Origin of the sequence: Hymenobacter humi, from assembly GCF_042665855.1 — a bacterium.
GTDB classification, from domain to species: Bacteria; Bacteroidota; Bacteroidia; order Cytophagales; family Hymenobacteraceae; genus Hymenobacter; species Hymenobacter humi.
On the sequence record NZ_JBHTEK010000001.1, the window covers coordinates 593839 to 615555 of the forward strand.

Below are 21717 nucleotides of genomic sequence, written 5' to 3' on the forward strand. Positions count from 1 at the left end.
TTCCTACCCCTTCATTCATCACTAAGCGAAGCTCCAGAATGACTCGTTACCTGTTTCTTGCCATCATTGCGCTCACCCTGCTTGCGGCGGGCGTCTACGTGTACCTGGGTGGTGCCCGCGAGCCTACCGTAGCCCTCGAAACCACCGCGGCTCCGCTGTATCTGGCCGGCCAGCCCTACCGCGGTTCCGTGCGGGGCGACGAGTTTGGGCAGTTATTCCGTCGGGCCAAAGAAGCCCAGACCCAGCTCCGCGGCGACCTGGCCAACCTTTACCTCAACGACCCCGAAACAGCGCACGATACCATCACGGCCTTCATCGGCGTGGCCGTGGCCGACACTACGCAACCGCTGCCCGCGGGCTTTCGCTACCGCCAAGTGCCGGCCGGCCAGCGTGTGGTGGCCGCCCGCCTCACCGGCGTCAGCTACCTGCTGGCGCCCAACAAGCTGTACCCCGCCGCCCTTGAGGCCGTGAAAAAGCAGAAACTCACGCAGCGCGGCGATTTTACCTGGAACGCTTTGGCGCCAACGATGCCTCAGAGGTGTGGGTGGGCGTGAAATAACCTTCGCCGCGCCAGGGCAAGGTCCGGAATTTAGCTCAACAGACGCTCAGCCCAACCGCTGAGCGTTTTTTATTGCCCTACCATCCCAACAGTTTATAAGTAATTATACTGAGGTAGCTAAGTAAATAAAATGGGTAACTACTTAAATGCTTCTTCAAAAACTTCTTATTGCCAACCTAAAAGGATGAGTCAAGTACAGCTAGAGGTGATACGGCAAACGCTCGGGAATAAAAGCAACGGCTATTAGTCCCGCAAAAGCGCCGGCGCACAACAGTCATCCCTCGCTCATCTTAAAGAATAATTCTATGCTAGCAATGGATTTCAGAGGCCCGAAAAGGGTCCGCGCGGTTCAAAAGCCCATGCCCGAAATCAAGCATCCCGAGGATGCGATTGTCCGGGTCCTGCGCACCTGTATTTGTGGGTCTGACCTGCACTTATATAATGGCAACGTGCCGGATACGCGCGTCGGGATGACGTTCGGACACGAATTTGTCGGCGAAATCGTGGAAACCGGTTCGGAAGTGACCAATGTAAAAGTGGGCGACCGGGTGCTGGTGCCGTTCAACATTGCCTGCGGCCGCTGCATCTTCTGCAAACAGGGCATGTTCGGCAACTGCCACGAATCCAACTCCGAAGCCACGGCGGTGGGCGCCATTTATGGCTACTCGCACACGGCCGGTGGTCACAACGGCGGCCAGGCCGAATACGTGCGCGTGCCCTACGCCAACGTGGGCCCAACACTGATTCCGGAAGGCATGAGCCTCGACGACGCCGTGATGCTCACCGACGTAACGCCAACCGGCTACCAGGCCGCCGAAATGGCGGGCATTCAGCCCGGCGACACGGTGGTGGTGTTCGGAGCGGGCCCGGTGGGCATCATGGCCGCGCGCTGCTGCTGGCTGTTTGGCGCGGGCCGCGTCATCATCCTCGACAAAGAAGACTACCGCCTGGAATTTGCCAAGAATTTTGCCAAGTGCGAAGCCTACAACTTCGAAAGCGACATGGACGACCCGGTTATGTTTATTAAAAAACAAACCGACTGGATTGGCGCCGACGCCTGCATCGACGCCGTGGGCGCCGAGGCTGCCGGCAACGCCATGCAAACCATTACCGGGCGCAAGCTGCTGCTGCAGGCCGGCTCGGCCACGGCGGTGCATTGGGCCATCAACTCGGTGCGCAAAGGCGGCGTGGTTTCCATTGTGGGCGTGTATGGCCCCACCGATAACCTCGTGCCCATTGGCAACGTGCTCAACAAGGGCCTCACCATTCGGGCCAACCAGGCCTCGGTGAAGCGCCACCTGCCCCGCCTCATCGACCATGTCATGAACGGCATTCTTAAGCCCAGCGAGCTGATAACGCACCGCATTCCGTTAGAGGAAGTAGCCGATGGCTACCGCATTTTTCGGCTAAGCTTGACAATTGCATCAAGCCCGTGCTCATCCCCCCAACTGCTAACAGCTAAGTCGCGCCTCATGAAAAAGACCGCCCAAGATTTTGCCCACATCCCCGGCTGGGGCATCGATGCCGACCCCAAAAACGAACCCACCTACCCCAACCGGCACCGGACCGGCGAGGAGCACGACGGCCGCTCCTGGGTACGCCCCACCCAACAGGTCTTAGACCGGGAAGTACTACACTCCATCGAGCGCCCCGATTACACGGCAGTGGTTGGCAACTCGGTGCCTCCTTCCGGCCTGAGCGGCATGATTCGCCGGTTCGCGTTCAAGTACAGCGAAAATGAGTACCTGCACTGGCTGCCGCTGATAATGGCCGACAAGATTAACGTCGTAGAAGGCATAATCGACGACCTGGCCCACGGCACCGTGCCCAACATCTTTGCCGAAAAAGGCTACAAGGCCGAGTGGAAGCACAGCCCGAAAACCCTGGTGCTAAAGCTGGCTACGGCGGCGCTGGTCGTGGGCGGCACCGTGGCCCTGTTGAGCCGAAAGGGCAACAGCAAGCCCCGGGCCGCCCGGGGCCGGTATCGCAGCACCGCGAGCTAGCCCACGGGGCGGCTTAGCCGTTGTTGGGCTGACTGCCTTCCCCGATTAAACTTATTGAGCTAAAACGAAAAAGCCCGCTGAACGAAGGTTCAGCGGGCTTTTCTGCGTGCAAATGTTGATGTCGGGGTGGCAGGATTCGAACCTACGGCCTCGTCGTCCCGAACGACGCGCGCTACCGGGCTGCGCTACACCCCGAAAGCAGGCCGATGGGGCGGCCTGTTTCTATTTCCAATATTGCGGCCGAAAAAAGCCTCCGAACCCGGAAGTTCGGAGGCTTTTGAGAGCGGCTGCTCTTCCGTCGGAGTGGCAGGATTCGAACCTACGACCTCCAGCACCCCATGCTGGCGCGATACCAGGCTACGCTACACCCCGATTGGTATTGGAGTGACAAAGGTAAGGGCTTTTTTGAATTTGGTGCAACCGAAGCGCAAATAAAGTTTTGCAAATGCCCGAGGGCGCCTTTCCCTGGCACGCGACTTGCAGAACCGTAGGCAGTAGCGAGCGCCAGAATTTATTAGCTTTACGCTAACAATTTTTAAGCTCGTCCATTCGTATACAGATTTATGAAACAGCTATTACTTCTTCTACTCGCCGGCGCGCTGCTGCCCGCTGCCGCTCGTGCCCAAGGAACGCCGGCGCCTGCTGCCACCCCTACCGCCTCCGTTCCTGAGTCTGCTCAGGAGGCCATTCTGCCCAGCGGCGTAGTGGCTGCTCCGCCTAAGACAGCAGCGGCCCCGGCTACGGCTGCCAGTGCATCCCGCATTGCTCCTGCCCCCGAAACGCCCGCTGCCAACCCCCACGCCATCAAAGTGAAGGCCGAGTCCGCCGCGGGCCGCCTCACCGTGAAAACTGATAACCCCGGCCCTACCCGGGTAGAAGTGACTGACGTAGGCGGCCGACCCGTACTCACCCACACCATGATGAACGGCCAAACCGCCGCCGTGCTCAACGTGAGCCAGCTGCCTTCCGGCTCTTACATCGTGAACTGCACCGCTTACGAAAAGAGCGGCATGCGCCGGGTTAAGATAGGCCAATAAGCCGCAGGCATCCATAAGAAAACCGGCCAGCACCCCCTCGCATCGAGAAGGGCGCTGGCCGGTTTTCTGCGTTTGGGACTATGCCTCTTCCGTCTGGAGTTGGCGCTCGTACAGCGCGCGGTACAATCCGGTGGCATCAGCCATCAGGGCTTCGTGGGTGCCGTGCTGCACAATCACGCCGTCGTCGAGCACCAGGATTTCGTCGGCCAGCTTCACGGAGCTCACGCGGTGCGAGATGATGAGGCTGGTGCGCTGGGCCATGATGCGCTGCAGACTGCCCAAGATGGCATTCTCGGTCTTGGTGTCCACGGCCGAGAGCGAGTCGTCCAAAATCAGGATTTTGGGTTCTTTCACTAGGGCCCGGGCCATGCTCACGCGCTGCTTCTGGCCGCCCGAAAGCGTAATGCCCCGCTCGCCCACTTTGGTGTCGAAGCCCTCGGGGAAAGCCAGGATGTTCTGGTACACGTCGGCGTCTTTGGCGGCTTGCAGCATCCGGGCTTCGTCGGGTTGGTCGAGGCCGAAGTTGATGTTGTTGCGGATGGAATCGGAGAAGAGGAAGACGTCCTGCGGCACGTAGCCAATCTGGCCGCGCAGGGCGCGCAGGGAATAGTCGCGCACGTCGGTGCCATCTACCTTGATGGCGCCGTCTGTGACATCGTACAGGCGGCAGAGCAAGGCGGCAATAGTGCTTTTGCCCGAGCCCGTGTTGCCGATGACCGCCAGGGTCTGGCCCGGCCGCACCCGGAAGCTCACGTCGCGCAGCGCCTGAATGCCAGTATCGGGATAGGTAAAGGACACATGCTCAAACACGATGTCGCCCACCAGTTCCTTTTGCACGTTCTGGCGCGAAATAATGTCGGTTTTCTGGTCCAGAAACTCGTTGATGCGCGCCTGGGAGGCCTCGGCCCGCTGTACCAACGATGACGTCCAGCCCAGGGCCGTCACGGGCCAGGTCAGCAGGTTCACGTAAATAAGAAACTCGGCGATGGTACCCGTGGTGATGGTGCCCCGGATGACTTCCTGCCCACCCACCCACACCGTGATGAGCGTGCTCAGGCCAATCAGGAACAGGATGAGCGGGAAGAACAGGGAGTTGACGAAGTTCAAACTCAGCGACTTTTCCTTGTACTCGTTGCTGGCCTTCGAGAATTGCTCGTGCGAATCGGCCTCGCGCACAAAGGACTTGAGCACCCGGATGCCCGAGAAGGCTTCCTGCACAAAGGTTGTCATGCCCGAAAGCGCCTTTTGAATTTCGTCGGACTTCCGCTCAATCAAGTTGTTGACGTAGAAGATACTGACCGACAGAATGGGCAACGGCAGCAGCGTGTAGAGCGTCAGCTTCACGTTTACCATGAGCATGAGCGGCACGATGAGCAGAAACAGCAGCACCAGTGCAGAAAATACATGATGGCCGGCCCCAGGTACATGCGCACGCGGCTTACGTCTTCCGAAATGCGCGACATCAAATCGCCGGTGCTGTGGCGGCGGTAGAAGCTGAGCGGCAGTGACTGGTAGTGCTGGTAAATCTGGTTCTTCTGGTCATTTTCGATGTGCCGCGACATCACGATGAGCGTCTGGCGCATGAAGAACAGAAAGATGCCGCGCAGCAAGGCCAGCACGATGATGAGCACGCCGTAGAACAGCACGTTGCGGCCGAACAACTGGTACACGCTGCTCTGGGCCTGGGTGCCGGCGTAGAGGTGGTAGAGGTCGATGCCTTCGTTGACCAAATCGAAAGCGTAGCGCACGAGTTGAGCCGGAAAAATGGCCAGCAAGGTGCTAAGCGCCACGAATAGCACACCCGCCAGGAAATGCCATTTGTAGCGGAAGATGAAGGGGTTAACGGCGTTGAGAGCGCGCACAGGCTGGGTGGGAAAGGGGCCGGTATGGGAAAATAGGGGTACTTTTGCGGCCGGAAAGGAATCGTAGAATCTCTTGCTTCGCGCTGCGACGCATCGCGTTCGGACTTCTCCGTATAAGACCCAACAAAGTTACGCCACACTCTTCCCAACCCTAAATTCCCACCACTTTCAACTCATCCCCATGATTGAAGCCCAAACCGTAGCCCCCGAGGTTATTTTCGGCCAGATTGCCGAGCACCAGCACGAGCAAGTCGTGTTTTGCCACGACCACGAGACGGGCCTCAAAGCCATTATCGGCATTCACAACACCGTGCTCGGGCCGGCCCTGGGCGGCACCCGCATGTGGCACTACGCCAGCGACATGGAAGCCCTGAACGACGTGCTGCGCCTCTCGCGCGGCATGACCTACAAGGCGGCCATCTCCGGCCTGAACCTGGGCGGCGGCAAGGCCGTCATCATTGGCGATGCCAAGACACTGAAGACCGAAGCCCTGCTGCGCAAGTTCGGCCGCTTTGTGAAGAACCTGAACGGCAAGTACATCACGGCCGAGGACGTGAACATGACCACCAAGGACATGGAGTACATCCGCATGGAAACCAAGCACGTGGCCGGCCTGCCCGAGAGCATGGGCGGCTCCGGCGACCCCTCGCCGGTGACGGCCTACGGCACCTACATGGGCATGAAAGCCGCCGCCAAGAAAGCTTTTGGCTCGGAGAGCCTGGCCGGCAAGCGCATCGGCGTGCAGGGCGTGGGCCACGTGGGCACCTACCTGCTCGAGCACCTGCAGAAAGAGGGCGCCAAGCTCATCGTGACCGACTACTACGAGGACCGGGCCATGGAAGCTGCCGCCCGCTTTGGCGCCACCGCCGTGGGCCTGGAGGACATCTACGACAAGGAAATGGACATCTATTCGCCGTGCGCCCTGGGTGCCACGCTGAATGATGAGACCATTCCCCGCCTGAAGTGCCGTGTAGTGGCGGGCTGCGCCAACAACCACTCAAGAACGAAAACCAGCACGGCCCCGAACTGGTGCGCCGCGGCATCGTGTACGCCCCCGACTTCCTCATCAACGCCGGCGGCCTCATCAATGTGTACTCCGAAGTAGTGGGCACCAGCCGTCAGGGCGCCCTCACCCAAACCGAAAAAATTTACGATTTCACCCTCCAGGTTTTGGCGAAAGCCGAAGAAGAAGGCACGCACCCCCAGGCCGCCGCTATCAAACAGGCCAAGGAGCGCATCGCCAGTGTGGGCAAGGTGAAGTCAACCTATTAGGTTTCTGGTTGCTCGTTTCTGGTTGCTGGTTGTTACTGGCCCAGTTACCAGAAACGAGCAGCCAGCAACCAGAAACAAGCAACCAGAAACTCCTTTATGTTAAATCGCCGCCTCCTTCGTATCAAAGTCATGCAGTCGCTCTACTCCTACCACCAGGCGGTGGGAGCCGATTTGCTGCTGGCACAGGACCGCATCGCGGCTGCTTTTGAGCCCGACCTGACGGCCAAAGAGGCCCCCGACCGGCGCATGCTGGAAGGCCAGCGCAAGCTGGGCGAAGCCCAACTGCGCGAGTGGTACAAAACGGGAATCCAGCCCGAAAAGACCGACGACAAAGCGGTGGATGCGGCCCTGGCCGATGCCATCGGCTTTTTCCAGGCCCAGGTGAAGAAGGACGGCACGTTCTTCGGCGGGCAGTTGCTGGCCGGCGCCGAAAGCATTCACGACCAGTACCTGCACTTGCTCAACCTGCCGGCGGCCCTGCTGGGCGTCATCGAGGAGGAGCAAAGCCGCGAAGAGCGCCGCCGCCTGGGCCCAAGCGAGAACGCACTCGACGCCAACCGCCTGCACCAGAGCGCGGCCATCGCCAAGCTTATGGCCAACGAGCAGCTCCAGGACCTGACAATCCGGCGCAAGCTGGCCTGGGACGGCGCCGAAGAGACGGAAGCCCTGCGCGCCGCCTGGCAGGAAATGAAGGCCGACGGCCCGCTCCGCGAGTACCTGGCCGGCCAGCCTACCGGCATTCCCGAGACGGATTATGACGCCGACATGGAAATCCTGCGGCTTATCTACAAGGATTACGTTTTCAAGGGCGAGGCCTTGCCGCGCCAGCTGGAAGCCGATGACCTGAACTGGGAAGAAAACCGGCCCATCGTGCGCAACCTGGTGCTCAAGACCCTCAAGATGCTGTCCTTTGCCGCCGACGAGAAGCAGGAGTTGATGAATCTCTCGGCCAACTGGGCCGACGACCGCGAATTTGCCGAGACGCTCTACAAGCAGACCTTGGTGGAAGACGACAAGATGGAGAAGCTCATCGCGGGCTCGGTGCAAAACTGGGACGTAGAACGGGTGGCGCTGCTTGATAAAATCATCCTGAAAATGGCCCTTACCGAAATGCAGCTGTTCCGCGGCATCCCGGTAAAGGTTACTATCAATGAATACATTGAGATTAGCAAACTTTACAGCACGCCGAAGAGTAAGCAGTTTGTGAACGGTATTCTGGATAAGCTGGCGACGGATTTGGCAGCCAGTGGCGACATTCGCAAATCTGGGCGCGGGCTGCTCGACAACCAGTAGCCCACGGCCGGCGCTCCGGCGGATAGCCCCGCGGAGCGTGGGTACACATTGGGCCGCGTGGGCCACCTTTGTACCTACTGCCGCGTTTCTCCGTACCTACACGTACGAATCTTTTCCCACCTTTCTCTCTTTTATCCCGACGACCATGGCCAGCAAAACCACTACCGGCATCCTGTGCTTCGCGGGCGGCGCCCTCACCGGCGCGGCCCTTGGCTTGCTCTATGCCCCCGAACCCGGCACCGAAACCCGCTCCTGGCTCAGCTACCAGGGAGAAGTACCGCTCGGTGCTGGCCGACCTCACCGACAGCCTAGTGACTAGCCGCGAGGCCGCCGCCGGCCCTTCGTCGGCCAAAAGCGAAGGCCAGCGTGTGATTTCCGACGCCAAATCCAAAGCCGAGCAGGCTGCTGGGCGATGTGGACCAACTCATCAACCAAATCAATTCCCGCAAGGCTATTTAGCTTTGCAATGCGTGAATAAGTAAATGGGCGAATGGGCACCTGAGTCCTCCGTTTTCGCGGTGCTCACGGGTCCGTTCGCTCATTCGCTCATTTGCCCATTCATTCAGTACCAATCAAATGCACTTAGTAACCCTTATTCCTGGCGACGGCATTGGCCCCGAAATCACCAAAGCTGTCACCGACATTTTTGCGGCGGCGCAGGTGCCCGTGCAGTGGGAAGAGCAGAACGCCGGCCAGACCACGTTCGACCAATCAGGCGAGTTGATTCCGACCGCCTTGCTCAAGTCTCTGGAAAAGAATAAGGTGGCCTTGAAAGGCCCGATTACCACGCCGGTAGGCAAGGGCTTCCGCAGCATCAACGTGACGCTGCGCCAGAAGTACGACCTCTACCAGAACGTGCGGCCCAGCAAAACCACGGCGGGCATCAAGACCCGCTACGAAGGCATCGACCTAGTACTGTTCCGCGAAAACACCGAAGGGTTGTATTCGGGTCTGGAGGTGTACGACGAGCGCCTGGGCATTGCCGATTCCTTCAACCGCATCACGGTGGAAGGCTCGCGCAAAATCTGCCGCGCCGCCTTCGCCTACGCCGCCAAGCACGGCCGCAAAAAAGTGACGCTGGCCCACAAAGCCAACATCCTGAAAATGGCGGGCACGCTGATGCTCAACGCCTGCAAGGAAGCCGCCACCGAGTTTCCGCAGATTGTGTTCGAGGATAAAATCATCGACAACATGTGCATGCAGCTCGTGAATAAGCCCGAGCAGTTTGACGTGGTGGTGACCACCAACCTGTTTGGCGACATTCTCTCCGACCTGTGCGCCGGCCTCGTGGGCGGCCTGGGCGTAGTGGCCGGCGCCAACATCGGCGACCACATGGCGGTGTTTGAGGCCGTGCACGGCTCGGCTCCCGACATTGCCGGCCAGGGCAAAGCCAATCCCACCGCCCTGCTCCGCTCGGCCCTGATGATGCTGCACTACCTGGGCGAGCACGCCAAGGCTGACCAGATTGAGAAGGCGCTGGAAAGCACCTTGCTCAACCAGGAAGAATGCACCGGCGACCTCGGCGGCAAAGCCAGCACCAGCCAGTTCGCCCAAAACATCATGGCCAAGCTCTAGCACTCCTGTTGAATGCCCGTGGCAGGCGCCTGAAATGGTTCTGCTACGGGCACTCTCCATCCCAACTACTTGTTGGCTAAGGTGTCCGGTTCTTATTGCTTTTTTAATTAAACGTGCCCTGGCGCGTTTTTCCTTGTATGAAATATCAAATTCTCCTGGCGGCTTCCCTCCTGTTCACCGCCTGCAGCCGCGACAAAACCCCTGAAGTAGGCGTCGAAGGCATGAACGCCGCGGCCAACGCGGCCTCCGATGCGGCGGCCAACCCCACGATTGACAACCCCAACGTGGTGAGCGAAAACGAAGCGCCCAACCCCAATGCCCCGGTGATGAAGTTCACCGAAGCCGAGTTCGACTTCGGCGACATCAAGCCCAATAGCACGGTGCGCCATACCTTCACTTTCACCAACACCGGCAAGTCGCCGCTGCTGATTGAGGACGCCACGGCTTCCTGCGGCTGCACCACTCCGAGCTGGACCAAAGCGCCCGTGGCGCCCGGTGGCCAAGGCACCATGGAAGTGCAGTTTGACAGCCGCGGCAAGCAGGGCATCATCAGCAAGCAGGTAGCGGTGCGGGCCAACACCCAGCCCAACATCACCACCATTCTCATCAAAGGCAACGTGCTCACGGCCGGGGCCCCTGCCCCTGCCGCCGGCGCTCCTGCTCTTTAAGCCAATAACCCCACACGTCATGTTTTTAACGTTACTGCTGCAAGCTGCCGGAGGAATGGACTACACGCAACTCCTCTTCCCGATAGCCATTGGCTTGGTGGTGTACTTCTTCATGATTCGGCCCCAGCAAAAGCGGGCAGCCGATGCCAAGTCTTTCCGGCAGTCGCTGGCCAAAGGCTCGCGCATTGTCACCATCGGCGGCCTGCACGGCCTGGTGGTGGACCTGACCGAAGACACGGTGGTGGTGGAAGTGGACCGCGGCACCAAGCTGCGCTTCGACCGCTCGGCCATTGCCCGCGAAGTAGGCAGCAAGTCTGGCTCGGGCACCGACGGCGTGGCTACTACCTAAGCCATGGACGGGCCACTGAACCGAGCTGGGCGGCTGCTTCGCTGGTTCGTGCGCCCGTTTGCCGGCCAGGAGCCCAGCTTCTACCGGGCCGTGACGGCGTGCCTGCTCGCGGCCGGTCTGTTCTGGCAGATGAATGCCCTGAACAAGACCTATACTACCCGGCTCAACCTGCCCATTGCCTGGCACTACGACTCGGCGCACTACGTCCCGCTGCGCACGCTGCCGGAGGCGCTGCCGGTTACCGTAACGGGGCCGGGCTGGCAGTTGCTGCGGGCCAACCTGGGCTGGGGCACCCAGCCTGCCGACTTGCGCCCGGTGCCCCTCCCGGGCACCCGGTACCTGCCGGCCAATGCCTGGCGCCGCGGCCTGCAAAACGCACTGCACGGCATGCAGGTAAACGAGTGGGCCGGCGATACCCTCCGGCTTACGTTTGACCGCTACGCCACCCGCCTGCTCGCGCTCGCGCTGCCCCGCGACTCGGCCCGGTACTACACAGCGCGCTTCACGCCGGCCACCGTCACCTTCCGCGGGCCCGCCAGCCTCATTAATGCCCTGCCCGACCCCTACCCGGTTGCGTTGACTCAAGCTCTGGCCAGCATCGAGGACGACGAGGTAGAAGTTGGGCTAAAAACACCGTCGAGGGTACGCCCTTCGGTAAGCACCGTGCGCATGCAGCTCACCCCCGCCCCAGCAAGGCCCTTCCGGGGCGGCCCCGCCCTTCTTCCCGCAACCGTTAAACGCATGTTACGCATCGGCATCACCGGTGGCATCGGCTCCGGAAAGAGCATTGCCAGCCGCTTGTTTCACGCGCTTGGGGTGCCCGTTTACGATGCCGACTCGCGGGCCCGGTGGCTGATGGAAAACGATGCCCAGCTACGCCAACAGCTCAGCGCTGCCTTCGGGCCCGAGACTTACGACGCGGCGGGCCGGCTCAACCGCCCCTTGCTGGCCGGCACGGTGTTCAACAACCCTGCGCTGCTCTCCCAGCTCAACGCACTGGTGCACCCGCACGTGGGCACCGACTTTGAGCAGTGGGCCACGGCCCAGGAACAGGCGGGCCACCCGTACGTGCTCAAGGAAGCGGCCCTGCTGTTCGAGGCGGGGTCTTACAAGCAGGCTCGACCGCATCGTTACCGTGTTTGCGCCACTAGCGGTGCGCCAGGCCAGAGTACTGCAGCGCGACTCGCACCGCTCCCTTGCCGACGTCCTGGCCATTATGGGCAAGCAACTGAGCGAGGAGGAGAAGATAGAGCGCGCCGATTACGTGCTCACCAACGACAACGTGCACCCGCTGCTGCCCCAGGTGCTGGCCCTGCACGCCATATTCAGCAGGCCGCAAGGGGCATAAAAAAGGCTGTCTCTACTGAAACAGCCTTCTTCGGTAGGGTAGCGGGCCTTGCGGCCCGCTTATCGTGTCAACTTACAGCCGGCCGGAGTAGTCTTCCAGGGTGTCAATCACCTTGAGCAACTGGGGAACTGCCAACGAGTAGTAAATTTTGGTGCCGACTTTGCTCGATTTCAATACGCCCCGGTCTTTGAGGGTGATGAGGTGCTGCGAAGCAATGGCCTGAGGAAGGTCAAGAGCTTGGTAAATGTCAGTAACGGACATCTGGCTGTCTTTGCCTTTGGTTTTACCCAGCAAATCAACAATAGCAAGCCGTTTGGGATGAGAGAGAACCTTGAGCATAGCCGCGGCACGGTCCAACTGTTGCGCTTCTACACGCGAATGCAATGGTTTCATGATTGATAACTGTAAGAGAGAAAGTAAGAGTCGTGATGTTAAGGGTAGAGAATGGAAGCGTATAATAACTGCAATACATTGGTGCTACTTAGGTAGTTCCTAAGCATGTTGTAAAATAGCGGGAAGCAACCCGATTATCCCCGTAATACTTAAGTATTTACAACCCGCAGTTCTAGCCGTAATGCAATTGGCGGGCCCGGGTGCTCGGCGGTTACTTGCTATCTTTACTGTCCTGCTTTTATTGGCAGGCGTTCTATTCCTGCTGCCTGATGCTTGACTTGCTGACCAAATTCGAAAACAAACGACCCGAAATCGTTTTTGAGTGGAAAGATTCTGAAACCGATGCCGAGGGTTGGGTCGTCATCAATTCGTTGCGAGGGGGCGCCGCGGGAGGCGGCACGCGCATGCGGAAGGGCTTGGATAAACGCGAGGTCGAAAGCTTGGCGAAAACGATGGAGGTCAAGTTTACAGTGTCGGGGCCTGCGATTGGTGGGGCGAAGTCCGGCATCAACTTCGACCCGCAGGACCCGCGCAAGCGCGGGGTGTTGGAGCGGTGGTACCGCGCGGTATTTCCTCTGCTAAAGAACTACTACGGCACCGGTGGAGACCTTAACGTAGATGAGATACATGAAGTTATCCCTATAACTGAAGAATATGGCCTCTGGCACCCGCAGGAAGGCGTGGTGACTGGGCACTACCACGCCACCGAACCTCAAAAAATCCAGAAACTGGGCCAGCTCCGGCAGGGCGTGGTAAAAGTGGTGGAAGACGCTACTTTTTCGCCCAACCTCGCTCGTAAATACACCGTGGCCGACCTCATCACCGGCTACGGCGTGGCCGAAGCGGTGCGGCACTACTACCGGCTCTGGCCCGGCACCGACGTGCGCGGGCAGCGCGCCATCATTCAGGGCTGGGGCAACGTCGGCGCCGCCGCGGCCTACTACCTGGCGGGCCAGGGCGTGCGCATCGTGGGCATCATCGACCGGGTCGGGGGACTGCTCAACCCCGAGGGCTTCGGCCTGGAAGAAATCCGGGCGCTGCTGCTGGCCCGCCAGGGTAACTCCCTGACTGGCGACAACCTGCTTTCGTTCGCGGAGGTTAACGAGCAGATTTGGTCCATCGGGGCCGATATTTTTATTCCAGCCGCGTCGTCGCGCCTCGTGGCCCGCGAGCAAATTGAGCAGCTGCTGGCCGGCGGCCTCAAGGTCATCAGTGCGGGGCCAACGTGCCGTTTGCCGACCCGGAAATTTTCTTCGGGCCCACCGGCGAGTTTGCCGACCAGCATACGGCCGTCATTCCAGACTTTATTGCCAACTGCGGCATGGCCCGCGTGTTTGCCTACCTCATGGAGACGGGCGCTGAAATCACCGACCAGGCCATTTTTGCCGACACGTCGCGCATCATCGGCGCCGCCCTGGAGCGCACGCACCAGGAAAACAGTCAGCCCACCGGCATTGCCCAGCGCTCGTTTGAGATGGCGCTGCGGCAGCTGGTATAACCATCCTTCTATTAAGAAAAGCGCCTCCTGTTGAGCTGACTCTTTAAATTGACTGTTCTGCTTCCTCTGCCTGGGGAGTCGTGACAGGTCAATTAGCTCAACAGGAGGCGATAAGTGCCTTGGCTTACCAGGTCAAAATGCTTTTACCTGCCCGCATTTTTATTTGGTAACAATTGGTTATCTTTGACGCCCTACTTTTCATCGCCCCTTTCGCGGGGCGATTTTGTTTTGGAGGGAATTCCCACTGAATTTATGTCTACTCTCAAGAAAGCAAAAACCAGCAAGACCAAGGTCTCCGACGACTTGCTGAACGCCGGCAGCGGCAAGACCATTAAGCAGCCCAACGTCAACGACGATAAGCTGACCACCATTACCGAGATGCGCCAGCAGGCCAACGGCGAGCCCGCCCTGGCCATCGAAGACGAGCAGCGCCTGCGCAAAGCCTTCGTCGACAAGGACTGGAACGAAATCAAAATCGCCGACAGCTGGCAGATTTTCAAGGTAATGGCTGAGTTCGTGGAGGGCTTCGAAAAGATGTCCAAAATCGGCCCCTGCGTCAGCATCTTCGGTTCGGCCCGCACCAAGCCCGACAACCCGTACTACCAGATGGCCGAGGAAATCGCGGCCAAGCTGGTGCGCCACGGCTACGGTGTTATCACGGGCGGCGGCCCCGGCATCATGGAGGCCGGCAACAAAGGCGCCCGCTCGGAAGGCGGCAAGTCGGTGGGCCTCAACATTGAGCTGCCCTTCGAGCAAACCCACAACATCTACATCGACCAGGACAAGTGCATCGACTTCGATTACTTCTTCGTGCGGAAGGTGATGTTTGTAAAGTATGCCCAGGCTTTCGTGGGCATGCCCGGCGGCTTTGGCACCCTCGACGAGCTGTTTGAGGCCATGACGCTGATTCAAACCAAGAAAATCAGCCGCTTCCCTATCGTGCTGGTGGGCTCGGCCTACTGGAACGGCCTGTTTAAGTGGGTGAACGACGTGATGCTGCTTGAGGAGAAAAACATCTCGGCCGAAGACATGAACCTGGTGCAAATCGTGGACGACGCCAGCGAGGCGGTTAAAATCATCGACGATTTCTACCACAAGTACCTGCTGTCGCCGAACTTCTAAGGCAACCGCTGGTTTACGAGCAACAGAAAAAGCCGGGCCCTAGGGCCCGGCTTTTTTGCGCGCGGATGTGCCATTTTTGCTCCCTGTTATTGCCGCCATGCCACCTTCGAATGCCCTGCCCGAGTACGACTACCTCCTAGCGGGCGGCGGGGCGGCGGGCCTGAGTCTGGCCTATCATATTGCGCAGGAGCCCCGCCTGGCGGGCAAGCGGGTGCTGATTATCGAGCCCGAAGCTAAAGACCAGAACGACCGTACCTGGTCCTACTGGTCGGACACGCCGATGGTATTTGATGGTATTGCGGCCCACGAATGGCGCCACATCGCCTTCCGAAGCCCGGGTTTCGAAAAGGTGATTGACTTGGGCAACTACCGCTACCGCATGATTCGCGGGCTCGACTACTACCAATTCATTCGCCGGGCCCTGGCCGACAACCCGCAGGTGACGTTCGTGCGCGGGGCTGTGGAAATCCTGGAGGATACGGCTTCCGGCGTACGCGTGCAGAGCAGCGCGGGCGCTTTCACGGCCCAATATGCCTTCGACAGCCGCCCCCGAACCTAGCGCAGCTGAAGCAGCCGCAGAAGCATCGCTACCTGCTGCAGCACTTCGTGGGCTGGGAAGTAGAAACCGAGGCCAATGCCTTTAATCCGGAAGTGGTGGAATTCATGGACTTCCGCGGCGAGCAGCACCACGAGGCGCGGTTCATGTACGTGCTGCCTTTCTCTGCTCGCAAAGCACTGGTGGAGTACACATTGTTCTCGGAAGTACCATTGGCTAAAGCCGAGTACGAAGCCGCTATCCGCGAATATTTAGCCACCGCATTGGGCATAAACAACTACCGCATTGTGGCCGAGGAAGTTGGGGCTATTCCGATGACGGACCACCCGCTGCCCGCCCAGGCAGGCAAGCACATCATCAACCTGGGCACCCGCGGCGGGCGCGCCAAGCCCAGCACGGGCTATGCGTTCAAGCGCATTCAGCAGCAGTCTGCGAGGCTGGTGGAAGCGCTAGCGAGCACCGGCCGCCCGCCCGCCGACCCGACCGGCGACAAGTGGCAGTTCCGCCTGTTTGACACGCTGTTGCTGGATATAATGCAGCGGCGGGGGAAACCACCAGGGACATCTTCCGGCAGCTTTTCGAGCGCAACCCTGTGGAGCGCATCTTCCGCTTTCTGGACGAAACCACCTCCTGGGCTGATAACTTGCGGGTGATGAATTCCGTGACGCCCGGTCCCTTTATGCGCTCTATTGCGCAGGTGCTGCGCGGCCGGCCGGGCAAGCGCGACGCTTCTTGACGCTGCGCTGAATGAGAAATGGGCGAACGACAACTCCCCTCCTTAGTTAAGGAGGGGATGTTCGAGCCAAGGGCTCGAACGGGGGTGGTTGAAGTCTTTGAACGATGGCAGAACAACTTGGGCTGGAATCGTTCGGGTGTCATTCAACGAGGGCAACCACTCAACTTGGCAGTTGAGCATCCCCTCCCTAAAAAAGGAGGGGAGTTGTCCGCCCTTCTCGGCCCCAATTCCTCATTCAGCAACTCGTACCTGCGGCGCTTGCTCCAGCCATTTGCGGGCGGCCTGCACGGTGGCCGCAGAAATGACGCGCAACTGCGGCTCCGGCTCTGACAAGTTGAGCAGAGATCCCGTTAGCTCGGGCAGGTTATCCAAGTCGTGGGTGCTGCAGAGCACGGTTTTGCCCTGCTCGGTGACCCAGCCGTGCACGAGCTCGAATACCTGGCGGCGGTAGTACACGTCGAGCCTGCTGGGTGGGCTCGTCGAGCAGGTACACCTGGGCATCCTGCAGGCTGAGTTGAGCCAGCCACACCATCTGCTGCTCGCCGCCAGAGAGCTCCGTGAAGTCGCGCTGGGCTAAGTGGGCCACGCCCACGCGCTCCAGCGCGGCATCGGCTAGGGCATAGTCGGCGGGGGCATAGGCGCTGAGCAGGCCGTGGTGACGGTAGCGGCCCATTACTACCAGCTCCCGCACGGCGATGGAAAACCCGATGCTGCCGCGCTGAGGCAAATAGCCCAACAGGCCCGCGGCCGCGGCCCGCCGCAGGTCGCGCACTTCCTGCCCCAGCAGCCGCGCGCTGCCCTCGTAGGGCAGCTGGCCCGTGAGTACCCGAAACAGCGTGGTTTTGCCGCTGCCGTTGTGGCCCACCACGGCCACAAAAGCCGGCTCGGGCAGGCACAAAAAAGGTTGCGGACCAGCACCCTTCCGGGGTAGCCCGCAACCAGATTTTCTATATTTAATGAAGAATGAGGAAGGAGGAAGGAGGAATTTGGGGATGTCCCCGATTCTTCATTCTTCATTCTTAATTCTTCATTCACGCTAGTACTCGTCCTCGTTGAACATGAAGTCCTCCTTGGTCGGGTAGTCGGGCCATACTTCCTCGATGTTTTCGTAGGGTTGGCCGTCGTCCTCCAGGGCTTGCAGGTTCTCAACCACTTCCATCGGCGCACCCGAGCGGATAGAAAAGTCAATCAGTTCGTCTTTGGTGGCAGGCCAGGGAGCATCTTCCAGGTAGGAAGCCAGTTCGAGTGTCCAATACATAGTGAGGAGGATAAAAAAAGGTTGGCGAAGGTAACAGTTTCCTGCGAAAATGCAAGCCGCTAATTGCGTTGAAATCGACAACGAAAAAGGGCCGACAAGGTTAGCTGGCGGCCTGGGCCTGCTGGCTAAATAAAGCAATTAAGTCGTTTTTCGTCCGAATCTTACGCTCGAACGAGCGGATTTTGGTTTGCAGCATCTGCCGGAAGGCGTCGTTGGCGGCGCTGGGGCTGAGCTTGTCGAGGTTGTCGCGCAGGACTTCGAGCTCCTGCTGGTCGTCCTTGAGCAGCTCGCGCAGGGTGCTGGCCCGGAAGCGGGCGCGCTCGGCGGGCGAGGTCGCTGCCTCACCGCCCACGCGCTTGCGCAAGTGGTACTCGAGGGCGCTCAACTCAAAAATCTTGTCGCAGGCCACCATGAAGCGCTGCCAGATGCGGTCCGACTCCTCTCCGCGCACGGTGCCTACCTGCTTCCACTCCGCCTGCAGGGCCTTGGCCTGATGAATGGCTTCCTGCGGGGGCACGCTCATCAGGGCCTCGGCGCGCTCGGCCAGGGCGCGCTTGCGGGCCAGCAAATCCTCGGGCGAGGCCGGCGTGCCGGGGCTGCCGGCGGTGGCCTGCTGGGTGGCAATGTGCACCTTGAGCCGCTCGAAGAAATGGTTGTTGGCCGCCCGGAAACGGGTCCACAGTTCCGAGGCCTGCTTCTTGGGCAAGGTGCCGTTCACTTCGCGCCAGGCCTGCTGCAGCTGCTTGAGTGGCGCGAGGTGGTTTCGAACTGGTCGGAGTTTTTGAGGTTTTCGGCTTGCTGAATCAGGTCACGGTAGCGGGTTTGCACCCGGTTGGTCATTGCCTTTTTATCGGACTGAAAGGCCTTGCGGCGGTCGAAAAACGCCTGAATGGCCGTCTGGAAACGGGATTCCAGCTCGTCGGCCCTTTCCTTGTTCACGGGGCCGGTCTTGAGCCAGCCCTGGCGCAGGTCCTTCACCTTTTCGCTGGCCGATATCCACTCCACGCTGTCGCGCAGGGCTTCGGCTTCGTGAATGAAGCCGATTTTGGTGGCTAGGTTTTTCTCGCGGTTGTGGGCGACCGTGACGGCAATGGACTCCTCGGCATCGGTGAGGCGGCGGTGCAGGGCCACGAAATCGCCGAGGCCGTCGTAGGTCAGCAACTGTTCCTTGAGATGCAGCGCCTTCATCAAAAACGAGCCTTTGTTTTCGCTCGCTTCCATCTTGGCCAGCAGCGCGTCGACTTTGGCCCGCAGGGCTTCGAAGCGCTGCGCAAAGTAGAGCAGGGCCGCCTCGTCTGATTCTTTGACCAAGCCTATCTGGCGGGCGGGCTGGCCCAGCACCGGGCGCAGCCAAACACCGCCGGCTTCCACGTAGCCGTAGCGCTTGGCTTCGGCCAGCAGGGGGTCGGTAGGTTCCATACTAAAAATTGAGCTCGTGGGTAGGAGTGTTGAATACGGGAGATGTTGAAACGTGAAGTGGGAAGGGACTACAAGTTTACGGTAAAAACGTGATGAATTGATGTGTTTTGCGGCGGTGGAGCTCGGGGGTTGAGCCGCAACGCGGCAATTGACGGCCACCGAGCTGGCCCAATCATAAGAAAAGACATCGTTTACAAGAGCGTCCCTCCCGTTCTTTGCAGCTCAACGGCCCTTCATTGCCTTTGAATTGGCCCCTTTCGCGGTTTCGGCCGCTTTGTTCACTCCTTCATTTCCCCAAGCCCATGAGCGACCAGACCATCATTTTCAGCATGGCCGGCGTGAGTAAGATTTACCCGCCCCAGAAGCAAGTTCTCAAGAATATTTATCTATCTTTTTTCTACGGCGCCAAAATCGGTGTGCTCGGCCTCAACGGCTCAGGCAAGTCGAGCCTGCTGAAAATCATTGCCGGCGTCGACAAGCAGTTTCAGGGCGAAGTGGTGTTTTCGCCCGGCTACTCGGTGGGCTACCTCGAGCAGGAGCCCCAGGCTCGACCCCACCAAAACGGTGCGCGAAGTGGTAGAAGAAGGCGTGGCCGAGACGGTGGCCATGCTCAAGGAGTTCGACGAAATCAACGAAGCCTTCGGGGCCGAAGACGCCGACTTCGACAAGCTGCTCGACCGCCAGGGCAAGGTGCAGGAGCGGCTGGACCAGCTCGATGCCTGGAACCTGGACTCGAAGCTCGAGCGGGCCATGGATGCCCTGCGCACCCCGGCGCAGGAAGCCATTATTGGCAACCTCTCGGGCGGTGAGAAGCGCCGCGTGGCTTTGTGCCGCCTGCTGCTGCAGGAGCCCGACGTGCTGCTGCTCGACGAGCCCACCAACCACCTCGACGCCGAAAGCGTGCTCTGGCTCGAGCAGCACCTGCAGCAATACAAGGGCACCGTCATCGCCGTGACCCACGACCGGTACTTCCTCGACAACGTGGCCGGCTGGATTCTGGAGCTCGACCGCGGCTCAGGAATTCCGTGGAAGGGCAACTACAGCAGCTGGCTGGAGCAGAAGACTACCCGCATGGCCCAGGAAGAGAACACCGAAAGCAAGCGCATGAAAACCCTGCAGCGCGAGCTGGACTGGGTGCGGATGTCGCCCAAAGCGCGGCAATCGAAAGGCAAGGCCCGCCTGGCCAACTACGACAAGCTGGCCAGCGAGGAAGCCAAGGACAAGGAGCAGAAGCTGGAACTCTTCATCCCCGACGGCCCGCGCCTGGGTGCCCAGGTTATCGAGGCCGAAGGGCTGACCAAGTCGTTCGGCGACAAGCTGCTGTTTGAGAACCTGAGCTTCTCGCTGCCCCAAGGCGGCATCGTGGGCATCATCGGGCCCAACGGCGCCGGTAAAACCACGCTGTTCCGCCTCATCACCCACCAGGCCTGGAGCCCGACGCGGGCACGTTCGAAGTCGGCCCCACGGTGCAGACGGCGTACATCGACCAGCAGCACGACACGCTCGACCCCAGCAAGTCGGTATTCGATACCATCACGGGCGGCACCGAAACCATGCTGCTGGCCGGCCGGCCGGTGAACTCCCGCGCTTACGTAAGCAAGTTCAACTTCGGCGGCGGCGACCAGGAGAAGAAAGTCGGCATGCTCTCGGGCGGCGAAAAAACCGCGTGCACCTGGCCATGACCCTGAAGCAGGGCGCTAACCTGCTCCTGCTCGACGAACCCACCAACGACCTGGACGTGAATGCCATCCGGGCCCTGGAAGATGCCCTGGAAAACTTTGCCGGCTGCGCCGTCATCATCAGCCACGACCGGTGGTTCCTCGACCGCCTGGCCACGCACATCCTGGCCTTCGAAGGCGACTCCGAGGTAGTGTGGTTCGAGGGCAACTTTACCGACTACGAGGAGGCCAAGCGCAAGCGCCTCGGCGATGTAGAGCCCAAGCGCGTGCGCTACAAGAAGTTGAGCTAACTCGATAAACGCCATGCACCATAAAAAAAGCCGCTCCGAAATGGGCGGCTTTTTTCATGGCTTAGCTCAATTTCTGGCTGAGCTTAGTTGCGGCGGTTGCCACTCATAAAGATGCTCACGTAGTACAGCAACGTAGCCAGCGAGCTAATGGCCGCTACCACGTAGGTCATGGCGGCCCACCACAGGGCATCTTTGGCCATGGCGTGCTCCTGGGTAGTCACAACGCCGCGCTTGTCCATCCAGGCCAGGGCCCGGCGCGAAGCGTCGAACTCCACCGGCAGCGTAACGAAGGCAAACAGCGTGGTGAGCGAAAACAAGGCGATGCCCACGCCCAGCGGAATCAGGCTGCGGTTAATCATGAACACGCCCGCGAGCAGAATCCACGGCATCCAGGTAGATACCGCACTCAGGGCCGGCACCATAGCCGAGCGGAACTGCAGCATGGAATAGGCCGTGGCGTGCTGCACGGCGTGGCCGCATTCGTGCGAGGCGATGGCCGCGGCAGCGGCGCTACGCTCGGCGTACACGCTTTCGCTCAGGTTCACGGTTTTATCGGTGGGGTTATAGTGGTCGGTAAGGCGGCCTTCGGTGCTGATGATACGCACGTCGGTGATGCCGTGGTCGGCCAGCATCAGCTCAGCCACTTGGGCACCCGTGAGGTTGGCGTGCAGGCCCACTTGCGCGTACTGCTTGAACTTGCTGCGAAGGCGCCACTGGATGCCCCAGCTAACCATCATGAGTACAATGAGAATCAGGTACATGGAAATGAGTTTGGGTAAAAAAGTGAAATGAAACAGGGC

Annotated in this window: 21 protein-coding genes, 2 tRNA genes and 6 pseudogenes; 18 read left to right on the forward strand and 11 right to left on the reverse strand. The window is 60.0% G+C overall.

What is annotated here, in order from left to right; genetic code table 11:
- Positions 1–38: 38 nt before the first annotated feature.
- The 3 genes and pseudogenes from ACFQT0_RS03310 (at position 39) to ACFQT0_RS03320 (ending at position 2562) form a co-directional block, all read left to right on the forward strand.
- Positions 39–554: a GyrI-like domain-containing protein gene (locus tag ACFQT0_RS03310; protein ID WP_380200377.1), complete on the forward strand. Its 516-nt coding sequence runs from the start codon at positions 39–41 to the stop codon at positions 552–554.
- A gap of 310 nt (positions 555–864) precedes the next feature.
- A pseudogene (locus tag ACFQT0_RS03315) lies at positions 865–2021 on the forward strand (zinc-dependent alcohol dehydrogenase).
- Between the two features lie 10 nt (positions 2022–2031).
- Entirely contained in the window at positions 2032–2562 is a 531-nt protein-coding gene (locus tag ACFQT0_RS03320) for a hypothetical protein (protein WP_380200379.1), read from the forward strand.
- A gap of 121 nt (positions 2563–2683) precedes the next feature.
- On the opposite strand, the gene ACFQT0_RS03325 is transcribed toward ACFQT0_RS03320, so the two are convergent.
- Both ACFQT0_RS03325 and ACFQT0_RS03330 read right to left on the reverse strand, forming a co-directional pair.
- Positions 2684–2757, reverse strand: a tRNA-Pro gene (locus ACFQT0_RS03325).
- Positions 2758–2860: 103 nt separating this feature from the next.
- Positions 2861–2934: transfer RNA gene (locus ACFQT0_RS03330), tRNA-Pro, on the reverse strand.
- Between the two features lie 191 nt (positions 2935–3125).
- On the opposite strand from ACFQT0_RS03330, the gene ACFQT0_RS03335 reads away from it, so the two are divergent.
- A complete protein-coding gene (locus ACFQT0_RS03335; protein WP_380200381.1) occupies positions 3126–3599 on the forward strand; it encodes a T9SS type A sorting domain-containing protein in 474 nt (157 codons plus the stop codon).
- 78 nt (positions 3600–3677) lie between these two features.
- Here ACFQT0_RS03335 and ACFQT0_RS03340 read toward each other — a convergent pair whose 3' ends face one another.
- Both ACFQT0_RS03340 and ACFQT0_RS03345 read right to left on the reverse strand, forming a co-directional pair.
- Positions 3678–4565, reverse strand: a complete 888-nt coding sequence (locus ACFQT0_RS03340) for an ABC transporter ATP-binding protein (protein WP_380205895.1) — start codon at positions 4563–4565, stop codon at positions 3678–3680.
- A 36-nt stretch (positions 4566–4601) separates the two neighbouring features.
- Positions 4602–5461: pseudogene (locus tag ACFQT0_RS03345) on the reverse strand (ABC transporter transmembrane domain-containing protein); the annotation flags it as partial.
- A gap of 181 nt (positions 5462–5642) precedes the next feature.
- Between ACFQT0_RS03345 and ACFQT0_RS03350 the strand changes: the two are divergent.
- From ACFQT0_RS03350 to ACFQT0_RS03390, 9 genes and pseudogenes are all read left to right on the forward strand, one after another.
- Positions 5643–6733, forward strand: a pseudogene (locus ACFQT0_RS03350) (Glu/Leu/Phe/Val dehydrogenase dimerization domain-containing protein).
- 129 nt (positions 6734–6862) lie between these two features.
- Positions 6863–8026 carry a transcription antitermination factor NusB gene (gene nusB, locus ACFQT0_RS03355; RefSeq protein WP_380200383.1) on the forward strand — a complete coding sequence of 388 codons (1164 nt, stop codon included), beginning with the start codon at positions 6863–6865 and terminating at the stop codon, positions 8024–8026.
- A 145-nt stretch (positions 8027–8171) separates the two neighbouring features.
- Complete coding sequence (locus tag ACFQT0_RS03360) at positions 8172–8345, forward strand: hypothetical protein (protein WP_380200385.1); 174 nt, start codon at positions 8172–8174, stop codon at positions 8343–8345.
- The gene (locus ACFQT0_RS03365) at positions 8338–8508 is read left to right on the forward strand and encodes a hypothetical protein (RefSeq protein ID WP_380200387.1); all 171 of its coding nucleotides are present in this window, start codon (positions 8338–8340) and stop codon (positions 8506–8508) included. The genes ACFQT0_RS03360 and ACFQT0_RS03365 overlap by 8 nt, the downstream gene beginning before the upstream one ends.
- A 94-nt stretch (positions 8509–8602) precedes the next feature.
- Positions 8603–9601 carry an isocitrate/isopropylmalate dehydrogenase family protein gene (locus ACFQT0_RS03370; RefSeq protein WP_380200389.1) on the forward strand — a complete coding sequence of 333 codons (999 nt, stop codon included), beginning with the start codon at positions 8603–8605 and terminating at the stop codon, positions 9599–9601.
- A 137-nt stretch (positions 9602–9738) separates the two neighbouring features.
- Complete coding sequence (locus ACFQT0_RS03375; RefSeq protein ID WP_380200391.1) at positions 9739–10269, forward strand: DUF1573 domain-containing protein; 531 nt, start codon at positions 9739–9741, stop codon at positions 10267–10269.
- A 19-nt stretch (positions 10270–10288) separates the two neighbouring features.
- Positions 10289–10618 (forward strand): preprotein translocase subunit YajC, encoded by a 330-nt coding sequence (gene yajC / locus ACFQT0_RS03380; RefSeq protein ID WP_380200393.1) that lies wholly within the window; start codon positions 10289–10291, stop codon positions 10616–10618.
- Between the two features lie 741 nt (positions 10619–11359).
- A pseudogene (gene coaE / locus ACFQT0_RS03385) lies at positions 11360–11662 on the forward strand (dephospho-CoA kinase); the annotation flags it as partial.
- Positions 11663–11771: 109 nt separating this feature from the next.
- Positions 11772–11966 (forward strand): dephospho-CoA kinase, encoded by a 195-nt coding sequence (locus ACFQT0_RS03390; protein WP_380205896.1) that lies wholly within the window; start codon positions 11772–11774, stop codon positions 11964–11966.
- 72 nt (positions 11967–12038) lie between these two features.
- Here ACFQT0_RS03390 and ACFQT0_RS03395 read toward each other — a convergent pair whose 3' ends face one another.
- Positions 12039–12359 carry an ArsR/SmtB family transcription factor gene (locus ACFQT0_RS03395; RefSeq protein WP_190926467.1) on the reverse strand — a complete coding sequence of 107 codons (321 nt, stop codon included), beginning with the start codon at positions 12357–12359 and terminating at the stop codon, positions 12039–12041.
- A gap of 269 nt (positions 12360–12628) precedes the next feature.
- Here ACFQT0_RS03395 and ACFQT0_RS03400 point away from each other — a divergent pair.
- The 4 genes and pseudogenes from ACFQT0_RS03400 to ACFQT0_RS03415 all read left to right on the forward strand — a co-directional run bounded on the left by ACFQT0_RS03400 (position 12629) and on the right by ACFQT0_RS03415 (position 16188).
- Positions 12629–13857: pseudogene (locus ACFQT0_RS03400) on the forward strand (Glu/Leu/Phe/Val dehydrogenase dimerization domain-containing protein).
- Positions 13858–14235: 378 nt separating this feature from the next.
- Complete coding sequence (locus ACFQT0_RS03405; protein ID WP_380205897.1) at positions 14236–14979, forward strand: LOG family protein; 744 nt, start codon at positions 14236–14238, stop codon at positions 14977–14979.
- Positions 14980–15076: 97 nt separating this feature from the next.
- Positions 15077–15538, forward strand: coding sequence for a lycopene cyclase family protein (locus tag ACFQT0_RS03410; RefSeq protein ID WP_380200395.1), 462 nt, complete (start codon positions 15077–15079; stop codon positions 15536–15538).
- A gap of 5 nt (positions 15539–15543) precedes the next feature.
- Positions 15544–16188 (forward strand): lycopene cyclase family protein, encoded by a 645-nt coding sequence (locus tag ACFQT0_RS03415; RefSeq protein WP_380205898.1) that lies wholly within the window; start codon positions 15544–15546, stop codon positions 16186–16188.
- A 314-nt stretch (positions 16189–16502) separates the two neighbouring features.
- Here ACFQT0_RS03415 and ACFQT0_RS03420 read toward each other — a convergent pair whose 3' ends face one another.
- The 5 genes from ACFQT0_RS03420 to ACFQT0_RS03440 all read right to left on the reverse strand — a co-directional run bounded on the left by ACFQT0_RS03420 (position 16503) and on the right by ACFQT0_RS03440 (position 18948).
- Positions 16503–16643, reverse strand: a complete 141-nt coding sequence (locus tag ACFQT0_RS03420) for a hypothetical protein (RefSeq protein WP_380200397.1) — start codon at positions 16641–16643, stop codon at positions 16503–16505.
- Entirely contained in the window at positions 16636–17169 is a 534-nt protein-coding gene (locus ACFQT0_RS03425; protein ID WP_380200399.1) for an ATP-binding cassette domain-containing protein, read from the reverse strand. Before ACFQT0_RS03425 ends, ACFQT0_RS03420 begins: the two co-directional genes overlap by 8 nt.
- A gap of 138 nt (positions 17170–17307) precedes the next feature.
- The gene (locus ACFQT0_RS03430) at positions 17308–17529 is read right to left on the reverse strand and encodes a DUF2795 domain-containing protein (RefSeq protein WP_035561220.1); all 222 of its coding nucleotides are present in this window, start codon (positions 17527–17529) and stop codon (positions 17308–17310) included.
- Positions 17530–17629: 100 nt separating this feature from the next.
- Positions 17630–18247 (reverse strand): DUF349 domain-containing protein, encoded by a 618-nt coding sequence (locus ACFQT0_RS03435; protein ID WP_380200402.1) that lies wholly within the window; start codon positions 18245–18247, stop codon positions 17630–17632.
- The gene (locus ACFQT0_RS03440; RefSeq protein WP_380200404.1) at positions 18244–18948 is read right to left on the reverse strand and encodes a DUF349 domain-containing protein; all 705 of its coding nucleotides are present in this window, start codon (positions 18946–18948) and stop codon (positions 18244–18246) included. The genes ACFQT0_RS03435 and ACFQT0_RS03440 overlap by 4 nt, the downstream gene beginning before the upstream one ends.
- 302 nt (positions 18949–19250) lie before the next feature.
- Between ACFQT0_RS03440 and ettA the strand changes: the two are divergent.
- Positions 19251–20917 (forward strand): annotated as a pseudogene (gene ettA / locus ACFQT0_RS03445) (energy-dependent translational throttle protein EttA).
- 83 nt (positions 20918–21000) lie between these two features.
- On the opposite strand, the gene ACFQT0_RS03450 reads toward ettA, so the two are convergent.
- Positions 21001–21678, reverse strand: a complete 678-nt coding sequence (locus ACFQT0_RS03450) for a zinc metallopeptidase (protein ID WP_380200406.1) — start codon at positions 21676–21678, stop codon at positions 21001–21003.
- Positions 21679–21717: the final 39 nt, after the last annotated feature.

Bases quoted from the DNA above. Each gene is read 5' to 3' on its own strand.
- ACFQT0_RS03310 (WP_380200377.1), top strand. From the start codon at position 39: ATGACTCGTTACCTGTTTCTTGCCATCATTGCGCTCACCCTGCTTGCG.
- ACFQT0_RS03320 (WP_380200379.1), top strand. From the start codon at position 2,032: ATGAAAAAGACCGCCCAAGATTTTGCCCACATCCCCGGCTGGGGCATC.
- ACFQT0_RS03335 (WP_380200381.1), top strand. From the start codon at position 3,126: ATGAAACAGCTATTACTTCTTCTACTCGCCGGCGCGCTGCTGCCCGCT.
- nusB (WP_380200383.1), top strand. From the start codon at position 6,863: ATGCAGTCGCTCTACTCCTACCACCAGGCGGTGGGAGCCGATTTGCTG.
- ACFQT0_RS03360 (WP_380200385.1), top strand. From the start codon at position 8,172: ATGGCCAGCAAAACCACTACCGGCATCCTGTGCTTCGCGGGCGGCGCC.
- ACFQT0_RS03370 (WP_380200389.1), top strand. From the start codon at position 8,603: ATGCACTTAGTAACCCTTATTCCTGGCGACGGCATTGGCCCCGAAATC.
- ACFQT0_RS03375 (WP_380200391.1), top strand. From the start codon at position 9,739: ATGAAATATCAAATTCTCCTGGCGGCTTCCCTCCTGTTCACCGCCTGC.
- yajC (WP_380200393.1), top strand. From the start codon at position 10,289: ATGTTTTTAACGTTACTGCTGCAAGCTGCCGGAGGAATGGACTACACG.
- ACFQT0_RS03395 (WP_190926467.1), bottom strand. From the start codon at position 12,359: ATGAAACCATTGCATTCGCGTGTAGAAGCGCAACAGTTGGACCGTGCC.
- ACFQT0_RS03405 (WP_380205897.1), top strand. From the start codon at position 14,236: ATGCGCCAGCAGGCCAACGGCGAGCCCGCCCTGGCCATCGAAGACGAG.
- ACFQT0_RS03410 (WP_380200395.1), top strand. From the start codon at position 15,077: ATGCCACCTTCGAATGCCCTGCCCGAGTACGACTACCTCCTAGCGGGC.
- ACFQT0_RS03430 (WP_035561220.1), bottom strand. From the start codon at position 17,529: ATGTATTGGACACTCGAACTGGCTTCCTACCTGGAAGATGCTCCCTGG.
- ACFQT0_RS03440 (WP_380200404.1), bottom strand. From the start codon at position 18,948: ATGGAACCTACCGACCCCCTGCTGGCCGAAGCCAAGCGCTACGGCTAC.
- ACFQT0_RS03450 (WP_380200406.1), bottom strand. From the start codon at position 21,678: ATGTACCTGATTCTCATTGTACTCATGATGGTTAGCTGGGGCATCCAG.